Source organism: Neisseria sp. P0013.S005 (assembly GCF_051958425.1).
In the GTDB taxonomy this organism is placed as follows: Bacteria; Pseudomonadota; Gammaproteobacteria; order Burkholderiales; family Neisseriaceae; genus Neisseria; species Neisseria subflava.
Map to the genome: position 1 here is coordinate 1 of NZ_JBQCVL010000021.1, position 13,415 is coordinate 13,415.

At 49.6% G+C, this 13,415-nt stretch carries 13 protein-coding genes; 3 read left to right on the forward strand and 10 right to left on the reverse strand.

The window, feature by feature from the left end; translation table 11 throughout:
- Positions 1 to 109: 109 nt before the first annotated feature.
- From rpoH to ACTHTA_RS10860, 7 genes are all read right to left on the reverse strand, one after another.
- Positions 110 to 973 (reverse strand): RNA polymerase sigma factor RpoH, encoded by an 864-nt coding sequence (gene rpoH, locus ACTHTA_RS10830; RefSeq protein ID WP_004519690.1) that lies wholly within the window; start codon positions 971 to 973, stop codon positions 110 to 112.
- Positions 974 to 1,252: 279 nt separating this feature from the next.
- Positions 1,253 to 2,800: an apolipoprotein N-acyltransferase gene (lnt, locus tag ACTHTA_RS10835; protein WP_308888435.1), complete on the reverse strand. Its 1,548-nt coding sequence runs from the start codon at positions 2,798 to 2,800 to the stop codon at positions 1,253 to 1,255.
- Between the two features lie 55 nt (positions 2,801 to 2,855).
- Entirely contained in the window at positions 2,856 to 3,722 is an 867-nt protein-coding gene (locus ACTHTA_RS10840) for a DUF808 domain-containing protein (protein WP_308888434.1), read from the reverse strand.
- Positions 3,723 to 3,833: 111 nt separating this feature from the next.
- Positions 3,834 to 5,216, reverse strand: a complete 1,383-nt coding sequence (locus ACTHTA_RS10845; protein ID WP_440364513.1) for a TolC family protein — start codon at positions 5,214 to 5,216, stop codon at positions 3,834 to 3,836.
- A 124-nt stretch (positions 5,217 to 5,340) separates the two neighbouring features.
- The gene (locus tag ACTHTA_RS10850) at positions 5,341 to 5,646 is read right to left on the reverse strand and encodes a helix-hairpin-helix domain-containing protein (protein ID WP_308888432.1); all 306 of its coding nucleotides are present in this window, start codon (positions 5,644 to 5,646) and stop codon (positions 5,341 to 5,343) included.
- Positions 5,647 to 5,862: 216 nt separating this feature from the next.
- Positions 5,863 to 7,800: a MacB family efflux pump subunit gene (locus tag ACTHTA_RS10855; RefSeq protein ID WP_308888431.1), complete on the reverse strand. Its 1,938-nt coding sequence runs from the start codon at positions 7,798 to 7,800 to the stop codon at positions 5,863 to 5,865.
- Positions 7,801 to 7,881: 81 nt separating this feature from the next.
- Positions 7,882 to 9,063 carry an efflux RND transporter periplasmic adaptor subunit gene (locus tag ACTHTA_RS10860; protein ID WP_308888430.1) on the reverse strand — a complete coding sequence of 394 codons (1,182 nt, stop codon included), beginning with the start codon at positions 9,061 to 9,063 and terminating at the stop codon, positions 7,882 to 7,884.
- Positions 9,064 to 9,352: 289 nt separating this feature from the next.
- Here ACTHTA_RS10860 and ACTHTA_RS10865 point away from each other — a divergent pair, with 289 nt between their 5' ends.
- Entirely contained in the window at positions 9,353 to 9,775 is a 423-nt protein-coding gene (locus tag ACTHTA_RS10865) for a type IV pilin protein (protein ID WP_137040246.1), read from the forward strand.
- A gap of 117 nt (positions 9,776 to 9,892) precedes the next feature.
- On the opposite strand, the gene nusB is transcribed toward ACTHTA_RS10865, so the two are convergent.
- From nusB to ACTHTA_RS10880, 3 genes are all read right to left on the reverse strand, one after another.
- On the reverse strand, positions 9,893 to 10,321 hold the full coding sequence (gene nusB, locus ACTHTA_RS10870) for a transcription antitermination factor NusB (RefSeq protein WP_003748564.1): 429 nt from the start codon (positions 10,319 to 10,321) through the stop codon (positions 9,893 to 9,895).
- A 121-nt stretch (positions 10,322 to 10,442) separates the two neighbouring features.
- Entirely contained in the window at positions 10,443 to 10,922 is a 480-nt protein-coding gene (gene ribH / locus ACTHTA_RS10875) for a 6,7-dimethyl-8-ribityllumazine synthase (protein ID WP_137040248.1), read from the reverse strand.
- 91 nt (positions 10,923 to 11,013) lie between these two features.
- Positions 11,014 to 11,337, reverse strand: a complete 324-nt coding sequence (locus ACTHTA_RS10880) for a DUF2185 domain-containing protein (RefSeq protein WP_003748560.1) — start codon at positions 11,335 to 11,337, stop codon at positions 11,014 to 11,016.
- Positions 11,338 to 11,591: 254 nt separating this feature from the next.
- Here ACTHTA_RS10880 and rnc point away from each other — a divergent pair, with 254 nt between their 5' ends.
- Positions 11,592 to 12,311 (forward strand): ribonuclease III, encoded by a 720-nt coding sequence (gene rnc / locus ACTHTA_RS10885; protein WP_308888429.1) that lies wholly within the window; start codon positions 11,592 to 11,594, stop codon positions 12,309 to 12,311.
- Between the two features lie 64 nt (positions 12,312 to 12,375).
- On the forward strand, positions 12,376 to 13,305 hold the full coding sequence (gene era / locus ACTHTA_RS10890; RefSeq protein WP_308888428.1) for a GTPase Era: 930 nt from the start codon (positions 12,376 to 12,378) through the stop codon (positions 13,303 to 13,305).
- Positions 13,306 to 13,415: the final 110 nt, after the last annotated feature.

A 13,415-nucleotide genomic window follows, 5' to 3' on the forward strand; every position in this document is an offset into this window, starting at 1 on the left:
GTAATGTATATTTGCTCATAAAAAAACTGCACCTTGTGAGTTGGAGGGGGTGTGTCCAACTTTTGGGGTGCAGTTCAAAGATTCAGACGGCCTTTTTCTAATGAAAGGCTTAAACGGCTTCAGCTTCTTCTGCCAAGAAACCGCGCAGTTTTTGCATGGCTTTGGCTTCGATTTGGCGGATGCGTTCGGCAGATACGCCGTATTCGGCAGCCAATTCGTGCAGGGTCAAACCGCCATCGTCTTGCAACCAGCGGCTTTCAACGATACGGCGGCTGCGGTCGTCCAGTTGTGCCAAGGCGTTTTGCAGGCCTTCGGTTTGCAGGGCGTAGTGGGCTTGTTTGGACAACTGACGGCTAGGCTCTGCATCGTGATCGGCCAACCAGTCGATAGGGGCGAAATTGTCCTCGTCATCGTTGTTTTCCGCCATGATGCCGATGTCGTGACCGGTCATGCGTTGTTCCATTTCCAAGACTTCGGACAATTTGACGCCCAAATCGTCGGCGATTTCTTGCGCTTCTTTTGGAGACAAGGCATTTAGGTTTTTACGCATGCTGCGCAGGTTGAAGAACAGTTTGCGTTGCGGTTTGGTGGTGGCAACGCGGACCAAACGCCAGTTGCGCAAAATGAATTCGTGGATTTCGGCTTTAATCCAATGTACGGCAAACGAAAACAGGCGCGCGCCGCGACTTGGTTCGTAGCGTTTGACGGCTTTCATCAGGCCGATATTGCCTTCTTGAATCAGGTCGGCTTGGTTGAGGCCGTAGCCGTCGTAGCCGCGTGCAATGGATACGACGACGCGAAGATGGGACAGAATAAGCTGTTTGGCGGCGTTGAGATCGCCTTTTTGTTGACGTTCGGCCAGTTGTGTTTCTTCTTCGGCGGTAAGCATGGGAATGCTGTTGACAGTATGAATGTATTGCTCGAGGCTACCGTTGCCGCTGTGGATAACGGGTAATGCAAAAGCTTTATTCATAAAGGATGCTCTCCTTGATTAGGCCGTCTGAAAACGGCTTTTGTTTATTTGTGTGACAAGCAGTATACCACTGCCTGTGGTTTGTTTTGTTATGGGTTGGATTTTTTCTGTAAATTAACGATAGATTCAATAGTTTTTACTGCTTGAATCGCAAGGGTTGATTGTCTTAGAAAATTTGAGTGATTTGCTAGGTTTTGGCTAAGTATATTACAAACATTTCTGTATGTAAATAGTCTTGGTGATAAAAAAGACCTTGTATAACAAGGTCTTAAAAATTTTTTATTCTGGTTTTTTCCGGCCAATCAGGATAAGGAATACGCCGATAACGGCCAAAATGCTGATAAGCCATGTTGAGCCGCCTGCTTTCATATAAGGCGTTTCGCCGATGTAGCCTTTGACGTGGCCTTCGAGGACGGTTTCCGTATTCGGTTGAGCTTCGGCAACAATCGTACCTTTAGGGGAAATAATGGCGGTTGCGCCGGTATTGGTGGCGCGAACCATGTAGCGGCCCAGTTCCATTGCACGCGCTTGGGATTGTTGAAGCTGCTGATACATGGCATTGGATTTGCCGTACCACGCCATATTGCTGATGTTGGCAAGCAGGGTAGAGCGTTTCGCCGTTGCAATGAGTTCGTCGCCGAAGCCGTCTTCATAGCAGATATTGAAGGCGACTTTTTGATCTTTCATCACCAAAGGCGCTTGGTTGTCGCCGCCTTTTTGAAAGTCGGCCAAAGGCATATCCATCATTTTATAGAGACGCTCGGTAATGGCAGGCAAGGGCTTGTATTCGCCAAATGGAACGAGGTGGTTCTTGGCGTAGTAGGGGATAACATCGGAAGTGCTGTTGTGATAGTCGCTCAAATTGATGACTGCATTTTCGTAGCCGTTGCCGTCGGGCGTATATTGGCTGATGCCGATGGCCAACGCGCTGCCGTTGCTTTGCGCTTGCTCGGCGAATTGTTCCAAGATGCCTTCGGGCAGGTCTTGGCGCATCAGCGGCAGAGCGGTCTCGGGCAGGATGACGATGTCGGCACTGGTCTTGCTGATTTGTTCGTAGTATTTTTGAATGGTCGGAATAATTTGCTCTTCCTTCCATTTCAGATTTTGTTCGATATTGCCTTGAATCAGGGCAACCGTGCTGGTGCTGCCGTCGGGGCGAGTGTATTCGGTTTGTTGGGAAATGTAGCCGACGGAGCAGAGTGCAACGATAAGGAATAAGGGCAACAGGTGGTGTTTCAGACGGCCGTGGTTGTCAATCAGCAACACCAGCCATGCGCTGAGGAAAGCTGTTGCCAGCGTAACCATATGAATGCCGCCCAAAGGCGCGAAGCCTGCCAACGGGCTGTCTTTGATGATTTGGGAATAGCCGATTGCGCCCCAGCCGAATCCGGTCAGGAAACGTTCACGGGCAAATTCTGCCAGCGTCCATAAAATCGGCAGCAGGAGACCGGTTTTGGCCCAGCGCGACAGGTTGCATTTTCTCCACACCCAAAAACAGATGGCCGGATAAAGTGCAAGAAACGCCGGCAGCAGGAAGGTGAGGGGGATGGCGTATGAATCCGACAAACCCGAAACATCATGCAAGGCAGTGTGTATCCAATAAAACTGCGCCGTATAACCGATTAATCCGAACAGATAGGCAGTCATGACGGCGAAGCGCGGACGCAATTCAATCAGGCGTATCAGCGCGCCAAACAACAGCGGCATCAGCCAGAAATGATAATACGGGGCGAAAGTGAACGGTGTCGCGGCGGCAATCAAGATGACCAGCGGCCAGTAAAGCAGCGGATGTTGCCAATATTGTTCGAGTTTACGGAAAATATTCATGCTTTAAATAGTATTGAGGTCGTCTGAAAAATTTTCAGACGGCAGGGAAACAAAATCAGTCTTTTTGAAACAATTTCATTGTAGGCAGGACGATTGCGCAAGCCAATGTACCGGCGGCTACTCCGACCACCAGGTTGGCGATATATTCCATCATGCCGCTGTCCCAATGTTGCGCGTGGAGGAAATCGTGCAAAAAGCCAAGGTTGTGGGCGATCAGTCCGCCGCCGACCAAGAACATCGCCAGCGTGCCGACAATACTCAAGCCGCGCATAAACCAAGGCATAAATGAAATCAAACCGCGTCCGATACCTTGCACGGCGGCGCTTTTTTGGCGCATCAACATCATACCGAGGTCGTCAAGTTTGACGATGATGCCGACCAAACCATAGACCAACACTGTCATGCCGACACCGATGGCGGCCATCACCAAAGAACGCGTCATCAGGTCATATTTTTCAACAACGCCCAGCGCAATAATGATGATTTCGGCGGAGAGGATGAAATCTGTGCGGACCGCGCCTTTAACTTTTGTTTTTTCGTCTGTGACTTCAGGCTCGGCATCGTGTCTGTCTTCGTGTTCATTGCGGTGCAGGAATTTGTGCAACAGTTTTTCGACGCCTTCAAAACACAAATACACACCGCCTATCATCAGCAAGGGCGTAATCAGTGCAGGCAGGAAAGCGGAAAGAGACAGCGCAAGCGGCACCAGAATCAGCTTGTTGACCAGAGAGCCTTTTGCCACCGCCCAAATAATCGGCAATTCGCGCTCGGCGGATACGCCGGTTACCTGATTGGCGTTGAGCGCCAAATCGTCACCGACCACGCCGGCGGTTTTTTTGGCGGCGACTTTGGTCATCATCGCTACATCGTCCAAAACGGCGGTAATATCGTCCAAAAGCGTAAAGAGAGAGGCGAAGGCCATAATGTTGTCCGGATAAAATCAAATAAACGCGCGATTATATATGAAAATTCAGTTGCTTGAATGGTTTCAGACGGCCGTTGACGGAAATTAACCAAAGGCCGTCTGAAAATGCTATTTCGGCGTATAACGTCCTGCCATGGCTTTATACACCATATTTTCGTATTTTAAGGCTTCATAGCGTTGGTTCAGCAGGTTTTGAGCCGAGCTGTATTCCGAATTCAAAGCCTCCAGCCAGTCTTTCAGCTCGTTTTTGCCGTGTTGGTAGCGCACTTGGTAGTAGCGGCTGTTTTTCTTGTCCAAGGCGTAACGCTGCTCTTGGTTGCTGAGCGCGGCTTGGGCGTTTTGGTAGGCGAGGTAGTTGGTGTTGACTTCGTTCAGCGCGGTGGTCAGGGCTTTTTCAAAGTCGAGTTTGGCACTGTCGAAATTGGCTTGGGCGGCTTTGTCTTTCCATTTCATGGTCTGCCAGTTGAGGAACGGCAGGTTGATGGTGGCGGAGCCGCCCAAGAGCGGGATATTGAACGCGCTTTTGGCTTTTTCAGACGACGTGCTCAAGCTCGCGCCCAATGTAATCGAGGGATACCAACTGCGTTTTTGCGCTTCGACGGATTGGAGCGAGGATTGCAGGCGGTATTCGGCGGCGCGCAGGTCGGGGCGGTTCGCCAACACGGTAATCGGTACGTCGAGGTTCACGCCTTTGACGGGCAGCAGGCGGTATTGTGCGGGGTCGGCGGCGATGGCTTCGTTCGGCTTGAGGTTGAGCAGGTTGCGTAAAACCTGTTTTTGCGTGTCGAGGCTGTTTTTCAGGGAAATCAGGTTGTTTTGCGCGCTCAACAGCGATTGTTTCGCCTGCGTCGGCTGGCTGGAATCGGCTCTGCCGTAGCGGAACTTGGCATCGGCAATGCGGTTGATTTCCTGATATTGCTTGAGGGATTTTTGCGCCAATTCAATGGCTTCGTTGAGGTAGGCAATATTGAAATAGGCGTCGGCGACATTGTTGATCAAAGTCAGGCGCGTGTTCGCCATATCCTGCCGCGTGGCTTGGTATTCCCATACTTGCGCGTCGGCGGTGGCACTGAGTTTGCGCCACAAATCCAGTTCGTAGCTCAAGCCGAGCTGGCTGCTGAAGGTGTTGCCGTGGCTGCCGGTTTTTAGGTTTTTGGATGTAGACGCACTCAACGAGCCGCTGAACGACGGCACCAAATCCGCCCCCAAAATATTCGCCTGATATAGGGCTTTATTGACGCTGATGGCCGCCTGTTTCAAATCGATATTGTTTTCCAAAGCCTGCGCCATCAGGGCGTTGAGCTGCGGGCTTTGGTAGATTTCCCACCAGTTGCCGTTCACGTCGTAGCGTTCGGCGGTTTCCGCCGCGCTCATCACCTGCCCTGTCGATTCGAGCGTGAGGTTTTGGTCGGTGCTGTGGACGGCGCACGCGCTTAAGGCAAGGGCGAGCGATAGGGATAAGGCCGTCTGAAAAAAAGGTTTTGTCTGCATGTTGTGTCTTTCGGTTTAAGGTTTCAGACGGCATGGAGGGGTAGTTGGGATGTCGTCTGAACAATATTGGAAGTGCCATTTACCGTCATTCCCGCCTGCGCGGGAATGACAGGCATGGGTATTTTTATTTGAATCCACTATGTTTATCGGCTAAAAATACTTTTCGCTGTTCCGTAAAATGCCACCACGGCTTCGGTTCGTTCCCCTGCATAAAATCAACCAGCGACAGAAAAATGTCGATCATGCAGGGATCGTATCGGGTTGCGGTCAGGCTGCACAGGCGGTCGTACATTTCATAAGCGTCCTGCCCCGCCAAATCCTGCGGCTGCGTGATGCCGAGCAAAGCCAAATCCTCCGCCACGGCTTTGCCGACATTGGGCAGGTCGGTCAATGTATTCAGCTTGCTTCGTTGTACTTTGTCGGGGTTCATGTTTTACCCTTTGGTTTGGAGGCCGTCTGAAAACCTGCAACCGGATGTATCAACTTGTTTTCGCGGGCGAAGCCCGCGCTACTTTTGCTGCCGTCATTCCCGCCTGCGCAGTAATGACGGCAAAGGCATTTCTTATTTGAATTTATGTCGGATACAAGTATCCGACCGGCTTTGTTTCAGACGGCCTGTTGCCACTCAAAAAGGCCGTCTGAAACTTTAATCCTTAGACAAGGCATCAATCGGGTTGAGTTTGGAGGCTTTGTTGGCGGGCATAAAACCGAACGCCACGCCGATGGCTGTCGAGCAGACAACCGCACCGATGACGGACATGACGGAAATTTCCATCGGAAACTCGGTTACGAAATGGTTGAACACAAGGCTGATGGCCGTGGACAGCCCTACCCCGACCAAGCCGCCGATAATACAGATTAAGACCGCTTCAATCAGGAATTGTTGCAGGATGTTGTTGCGCCGCGCGCCGATGGCCATGCGCACGCCGATTTCTTTGGTACGCTCGGTAACCGACACCAGCATGATGTTCATCACGCCGATACCGCCGACCACCAACGAAATCAAGGCGATGGAGGAAATCAGCAGCTTCATCGTGCCGGTGGTGGTTTCGACCATCTGCTTGATGCTGTCGCTGTTGTTCATGAAAAAGTCTTCCGTACCGTGCCGCGTTTTGAGCAGCTCGGTCAGTCCTTTTTCGGCGACTTGGGTGTTGGCATCGTCTTTGATTTTGACAACGATGGAATTGGTATGGCTCTCGCCGGTAATTTGGTGCATGACCGTTGTATAAGGCGACCAAAGCATCAGCGAGTCGGAATTGCCGAATGAGTTGTCATCCTTTTTCATAATGCCGATGACGGTTAGCGGGCGTTTTTTGAAGAGGATGGTTTTGCCTAAAGGATTGACGCCTTCGCCGAAGAGTTTGGTTTTGGTATTTTGGTCGATAACGACGACTTGGGCATCGGTTTTGACATCGTCATCATCAAACAGACGGCCTTCTTCCAATTTCAAACCGCGCACGTCGAAATATTGTTCGCCCACGCCGTAAAGCGAGGCAGTCAGGTCGGTGTTGCGGTAGGTCAAGGTGCCGTTGGAGTTGGTTTGAGGAGTGGCAGAGGCGACGTAGCTTTGTTGGCTGATGGCTTTTGCATCATTAATCGTCAGCGTTTTGATCCGTCCGCTGCGGCGGTCGCCAAAACCACGGCCGGGGAAGATGCTGATGGTGTTTGTGCCCATCGAGTTGATGTCTTCCAAGATTTTTTGCTGCGAGCCATTACCCAATGCCACTACCGATACCACCGAAGCGATACCGATGATAATCCCCAGCATGGTCAGCAGCGAACGCATTTTGTGCGCCATAATCGCCTGCACCGACATTTTGAATGCTTCCATAAATTGATCATAATAAAACGACCAAGAAGCTTTTTCTTTAATCCTCTCCACTTTGCTTGGCGGAATATCGGGATTTTTAGATGTATCCGAAATAATCTGACCGTCGCGGATTTCGATGACGCGGTTTGCGTTTGCCGCAATGCCCGGATCGTGGGTGACCATAATCACGGTATGCCCGTCTTCGTGCAGCTTGTGGATGATTTCCATCACGTTTTTACCGCTGGCGGTATCCAATGCGCCGGTCGGCTCGTCGGCAAAGATGATTTCACCGCCGTTCATCAACGCGCGGGCAATCGAAACGCGTTGTTGTTGACCGCCGGAAAGTTCGCTGGGTTTGTTGCCTTCTTTATTTTGCAAACCCAAATCGCCCAACAGTTTTTCTGCACGTTCCGCGCGCTCTTTACTGTCCATGCCCATATATACGGCAGGCAGGGCGACGTTGTCTCGGGCAGTCAGCGAGCTTAACAGGTTGTAACGCTGGAAAATAAAGCCGAAACGCTCACGGCGCAAAGCCGCAAGCTCATCCGGCTGCATTTGCGATGTTTCGATGCCGTCGATTTGATAAGAGCCGGAAGTGGCGGTATCCAGACAGCCCAAGATATTCATCAGCGTCGATTTGCCTGAACCGGACTGGCCGATAATCGCCACAAAGTCGCCTTTCTCAATAGAAAGGCTGACATCTTTCAATACGTGCACACGGTTTTCACCGTTACCGAAAAAACGGTTGATATTCTTACATTCGATTAAACTCATAATCTTTCCGGGCGAAAAATAGAAACACAGGAACTAAGGCCGTCTGAAACACAGCCAAATTTTTCAGACGGCCTTAATCAATCAGCGAGGAGGGCCGCCACCCATCATCGCGCGTTCGCTGCTCTTATTCTTTTCATCTGCGCTCATTTCAGAAACAATCACTTTTTCGCCTTCTTTCAAGCCGCTTTTGATTTCGGTATTCATGCTGTCTTTCAAGCCGACAGTCACTTCACGCTCAACAGCTTTATTGTCTGTACCCAAAACGCTGACAAATGATTTGCCGTTATGCTTTTTCACGGTCAGCGTTGGTACCAGCAAGACATTCTTCACACCGTTGATTTCAATCGTATTTTGAGTGGTCATGCCGATAGAAAGTTTGCCGTCCCGATTCGGCACAAGGGCGCGAGCATAGTAGTAAATCGCATTGGAAGTCGTGTCCGTGCTGCTGGTGTAGCTGCCCAAAGACATGGTGGTCAGACCGGGGTCGACGCTGTCTAATTTTGCTTTAATCGGGGTGTCCGGTTCGGACAGAATGGTGAACGAAATATCCTGACCGGCTTTGACTTTCGTGATGTCGCCTTCGGCAATCTGCATTTTGTTGAGCATGGTTTCCAGATTGGCCAGCTGGATAATGGTCGGCGTAGATTGCGCCGCATTGACGGATTGACCTTCTTCAACAGGGATGGCGACCACGGTGCCGTCCATTGTGGCGGTAATCCGTGTATGGCCCAGTTCGGATTCGGCTGTATTGATGGAGATTTTTGATTGTTTGATGGCGGCCTTCAGTTCGGCGACATTGGCTTTGGCTGCGGCTAAAGAGTCTTGTGCAGATTCCAAGTCTTCTTTGGAAGTTGCCTGCTCTTTCCATAATGCAAGTTCGCGTTTATATTTTTTCTCCGCACTGGAAAGCGCGATTTCGGCAGAAACCAATTTTGCCTGATAGGTTTCCAGTTTGGATTTTTCAGTATTTAAGGTATTGATCTGATTGGTTGAGTTGATTTCCGCAATCAGTTCGCCTTTTTTCACTTGCTGGCCCAGTTTTACATACAGTTTTTTAATCTGACCTGAAGCTTCCGCGCCCACGGATACCAAATTGGAAGGTGAGATTTCGCCGGTTGCCGACACGGTTTGACGGATATCGCCGCGTTTGACTACTTCAGTAATAAAAGAAGACTGAGGCTCAGGCTTCATCAAAGACCAGCCGCCGAAAACCGCAGCCACGATAACAGCCGTACCGGCCGCCCACTTGAAAACTTTAGACATATAAAAAGAACCAATTCAATAAAATAACGTCGCAGACAAGCAACAAATATATTGATAGAAACAAAAAAACAACTGGATTTTACTGTAAAGACCAAGGCCAACCAAGAGACGGTCGGCTTAAATTGAAGTTTAACTTATTGAAATAAAAAATAAAGGGCAGTAAACATTTTTCAGAATTTGCACCTCATTTACATAAATTCCCAAACTGCCTCCGAATCTGAACATTTAAGCCGCAAGAAAACTACTATAATATTCACGTCTTATTCTAATTATTTACGACATAAATACAATGAAACACCAACAAGGCTTCACACTTATCGAGCTGCTGATAGTCGTTGTGATTGCAGCCATTCTTGCTACCATCGCATATCCGTCTTATCAAAACTATATCCGCCAAACGCGCCTTGCCGCCGTCCGCACGCAGATGCTGCATAACGCCCAACAGCTCGAACGCTACTACACTCAAAAAAGTACATTTGTAGGGTTTCCTGCTGGAAATTTACAGCAGAATCAATATTTCGATATTAGTTTTTCTGAGGGTACGGCTTCTATGCCTAATCCTTCCGATTCAGGTTATATTTTGAAGGCAGAGCCTAACAAAGAAACCAACGCTAATGAAACCTGTACCGTTTATTACAACGACAGCGGTATCATCTGGGCAAGTAGCGACAAGCAAAACTGTCCCGGTTATGAAATGCCAAAATCAGAATAAATCGAAATATAAAAGGCCGTCTGAAATTCAGACGGCCTTTTTGATGGTTTGGCTGTATAAGGACATTAGCTTAAACAGGGCAAAGATCGGTAATATCGACCTGATGCGAAGTCAATCTTAGCCTTTGCGGCGCGGTTCGTCAGGGCGGATGCGGGAAGCCAGTTGGTCGAGGATGCCGTTAACGAATTTATGGCCATCGGTGCCGCCGAAAGTTTTGGTGACTTCGATGGCTTCGTTGATGATGACAGGGTAGGGGGTCTCAGGCATGGTGCTCAGCTCATGGCAGGCAACCAGCAAAACGGCGCGTTCGATAGGACTGAGGTCTTTTTCGTCGCGGTCGAGCAGGGGGCTGATTTTTTCCATGTATTCTTCGGCATGGGTTTGTGCGCCGAAAAACAGTTTGTTGAACAGCTCTTCATCCATATTGGACGATTGGGACAGTTCGTGGATGTTTTTGGCAATTTCGGGAGCGGCTGTTTTGTTGATGCCTGCTTGATAAATAGCTTGTACGGCAAGCTCGCGTGCGCGGCGGCGTGGGCTTTTCATGGGTATTCCTTGTGAAGAGAGCGCCGAGGGTTGTCGGCTGAATATTGAATGATTCAGACGGCCTCAATGTCATGATTGAGAGGCCGTCTGAAAATATGCGGTATTCAATACGGAGAGAAACTTATTCTTCGTCGTCTTCGTATTGTTCTGACAAAAGATGGTTGACCAAGTTGGCACATTCTACGGCAACTTTGGCAGCATCGGAGGCTTTTTCTTTGATGCGTGCAACGGCTTGTTCGTCGTTTTCAGTCGTCAGAATGGCGTTGGCGATAGGGATGTTGTAGTCAAGGGCAACGCGGCTGACACCTGCGCCGGACTCATTGGATACCAATTCAAAGTGGTAGGTTTCGCCACGAATGACAACGCCGATGGCAATCAGGGCATCGAATTGTTCGGATGAAGCGAGGTTCATCAGCGCGATAGGCACTTCAAGTGCGCCGGGAACGGTGGCAAGCGTGATGTTGTCTTCGGATACGCCCAATTCTTTTAAGGTGCGGCAGCAAACTTTGACCATTTCGCTGCCGATTTCGTTGGTAAAACGGGCTTGAACGATGCCGATGCGCAGGTTGGTGCCATCGAGGCGTGGTTCGATAATGTTCATGATGATTCCTTTAATATTTGTGAAATAGGGATTCGGCTCGGTTTCAGACGGCCTTGTTATAAATAAGGCCGTCTGAAACGAAATGGGTGGGTTATTCTTGCGGCTGCCAATCGGCAACGGCTTGGAACTCGCCGTCTTCATTCAATTCCCACGCGCTGCCTTCCGCCTGAGTCAGCAGGGGCGCGATGTCGGGGTTGTCTGCGGTAATGGCGGAGAGGCTGACAATGCTGAAGTTGTCGGGATTATCGGTGTATTCGTCGGTTTCGTCGCCGCTGAAAATACGCCAGCCGCTGTCGTTTTCAAATACGGGGGCTTCGCGGTAGAGGAAGCCGACGGGCTCGCCTTGTTCGGCGACGGTGTTGGTGACGATGCAGCGGTCGAGCGCTGCGGCCAATGCTTGGGCAAATTTGTTCATGGAGTTGACAAAGAGATGATTTGGCATGATTTTACACGATTCGCCACTTTTCCGCACGGATGTGTGCAGGGGCGGTTTGATGGTACAATGTCGGCAAGTGCCGTCAGGTTTGAACATGACGGCTTTTGATTGTTTATCGGCTTGAGGGACGCAAGAAACAATGAGCCAAAATAAAAAAGTTGCCGGTGTAGCCTTTTTATTTTGTTTCACTGCGGATGAGGCGTGCTTTCCGGCTGTTTTTTTGAAAGTATGGAATGAAATCTGATTTGCTCAAACAGCAGGCGCATCGAGCGATTCAAAAGCGTCTGGGCTATGAGTTCCGCAATATGGAGCTGCTTCAGCAGGCTTTGACCCACCGCAGCTACAATGCCAAACACAATGAGCGTTTTGAATTTGTCGGCGATTCGATTTTGAACTATTCCGTGGCTCGGATGTTGTTTGACGCGTTTCCAAAATTGTCGGAAGGCGAGTTGTCGCGGATGCGCGCGGCTTTGGTGAATGAAGGCGTGTTGGCTGAAATCGCGTTGGAAATGAATGTCGGCGACGGTTTGTATTTGGGTGCCGGCGAGTTGAAGAGCGGCGGTTTCAGACGGCCTTCGATTTTGGCCGACGCGATGGAGGCGATGTTTGCGGCGGTCAGTTTTGACGCTGATTTTTCTGCGGCGGAAAAAGTGGTTCGCCATTTGTTTGCGGAACGCGTGAAACGTGCGGATTTGAATATTGGCAAGAAAGACAGTAAAACCGCTTTGCAGGAAGCCTTGCAGGCACGCCGCTTTGCCCTGCCGAAATACCGAATCGAAGAGCAGGCGGAGCAAACGGCTGATGCGATGTTTGTGATCTCCTGTGATTTGGGTGAACTTGGTTTCATCTGTAACGCACGCGGCAGCAGTCGGAAAGTGGCCGAGCAAAAAGCGGCATGTGAAGCCTTAGAGTGGTTGGAACAGAAGTTTCCTTTGAAAAAATCTAAAAAATAATATTTCAGACGGCCTTTGAGAAAATGCAAAGGCCGTCTGAAACAATCAAGAAAGTCATATATAAATGGATATCGAAACCTTTTTGCAAAACGAGTCGCAACACCCGGCAGATTATCGTTGCGGCTTTGTAGCCATCGTGGGTCGACCGAATGTCGGCAAATCCACGCTGATGAACCATTTAATCGGTCAGAAAATCAGTATTACCAGTAAAAAAGCACAAACCACACGCAACCGTGTAACCGGTATTTACACCGACGACACGGCGCAGTTTGTGTTTGTCGATACGCCGGGTTTTCAAACCAATCACCGCAATGCCTTGAACGACCGTCTTAATCAAAACGTAACCGAAGCGTTGAGTGGCGTGGACGTAGTGATTTTTGTGGTGGAAGCCATGCGCTTTACCGATGCCGACCGCGTGGTACTGAAGCAGTTACCTAAGCATACGCCTGTGGTATTGGTGGTCAATAAAATCGATAAAGACAAAGCCAAAGACAAATTTGCGCTTGAGGCGTTTATCAATGAAGTACGCCAAGAGTTTGAATTTGCCGCCAGCGAGGCAGTCAGCGCGAAACATGGCCTGCGTATTGCCAATCTGTTGGAACTGCTCAAGCCTTATCTGCCGGAAAGTATCCCGATGTATCCGGAAGATATGGTCACGGACAAATCCAGCCGATTCCTGGCGATGGAAATTGTGCGCGAAAAATTGTTCCGCTATTTGGGCGAAGAGCTGCCGTATGCGATGAATGTTGAAGTGGAGCAGTTTGAGGAAGAGGAAAGCGGACTGTTCCGCATTTATATCGCTGTGTTGGTCGATAAAGACAGCCAAAAGGCGATTTTGATTGGCAAGGGTGGGGAGAAATTGAAGAAAATTTCTACTGAAGCCCGCCTTGATATGGAAAAATTGTTTGATACCAAAGTTTTTTTGAAGATTTGGGTGAAAGTAAAATCCGGTTGGGCAGATGATATTCGTTTTCTGCGCGAATTGGGTTTGTAATTTGATGTGTTTGAACAAAAGGCCGTCTGAAAAATGAACTGGCCCCCAAATCTTGGACACTCATAAAAGCCTATTCAGGCGCTCTGTGTAAGCTGGGTTCTATATGCGAC

What these genes read in the sequence shown, in the direction of transcription:
- ACTHTA_RS10855 (WP_308888431.1), bottom strand. Translation starts at nt 7,800, where the DNA reads ATGAGTTTAATCGAATGTAAGAATATCAACCGTTTTTTCGGTAACGGT.
- ACTHTA_RS10840 (WP_308888434.1), bottom strand. Translation starts at nt 3,722, where the DNA reads ATGGCCTTCGCCTCTCTCTTTACGCTTTTGGACGATATTACCGCCGTT.
- ribH (WP_137040248.1), bottom strand. Translation starts at nt 10,922, where the DNA reads ATGAACATTATCGAACCACGCCTCGATGGCACCAACCTGCGCATCGGC.
- ACTHTA_RS10880 (WP_003748560.1), bottom strand. Translation starts at nt 11,337, where the DNA reads ATGAACAAATTTGCCCAAGCATTGGCCGCAGCGCTCGACCGCTGCATC.
- nusB (WP_003748564.1), bottom strand. Translation starts at nt 10,321, where the DNA reads ATGAAAAGCCCACGCCGCCGCGCACGCGAGCTTGCCGTACAAGCTATT.
- lnt (WP_308888435.1), bottom strand. Translation starts at nt 2,800, where the DNA reads ATGAATATTTTCCGTAAACTCGAACAATATTGGCAACATCCGCTGCTT.
- ACTHTA_RS10860 (WP_308888430.1), bottom strand. Translation starts at nt 9,063, where the DNA reads ATGTCTAAAGTTTTCAAGTGGGCGGCCGGTACGGCTGTTATCGTGGCT.
- ACTHTA_RS10865 (WP_137040246.1), top strand. Translation starts at nt 9,353, where the DNA reads ATGAAACACCAACAAGGCTTCACACTTATCGAGCTGCTGATAGTCGTT.
- ACTHTA_RS10850 (WP_308888432.1), bottom strand. Translation starts at nt 5,646, where the DNA reads ATGAACCCCGACAAAGTACAACGAAGCAAGCTGAATACATTGACCGAC.
- ACTHTA_RS10845 (WP_440364513.1), bottom strand. Translation starts at nt 5,216, where the DNA reads ATGCAGACAAAACCTTTTTTTCAGACGGCCTTATCCCTATCGCTCGCC.
- era (WP_308888428.1), top strand. Translation starts at nt 12,376, where the DNA reads ATGGATATCGAAACCTTTTTGCAAAACGAGTCGCAACACCCGGCAGAT.
- rnc (WP_308888429.1), top strand. Translation starts at nt 11,592, where the DNA reads ATGAAATCTGATTTGCTCAAACAGCAGGCGCATCGAGCGATTCAAAAG.
- rpoH (WP_004519690.1), bottom strand. Translation starts at nt 973, where the DNA reads ATGAATAAAGCTTTTGCATTACCCGTTATCCACAGCGGCAACGGTAGC.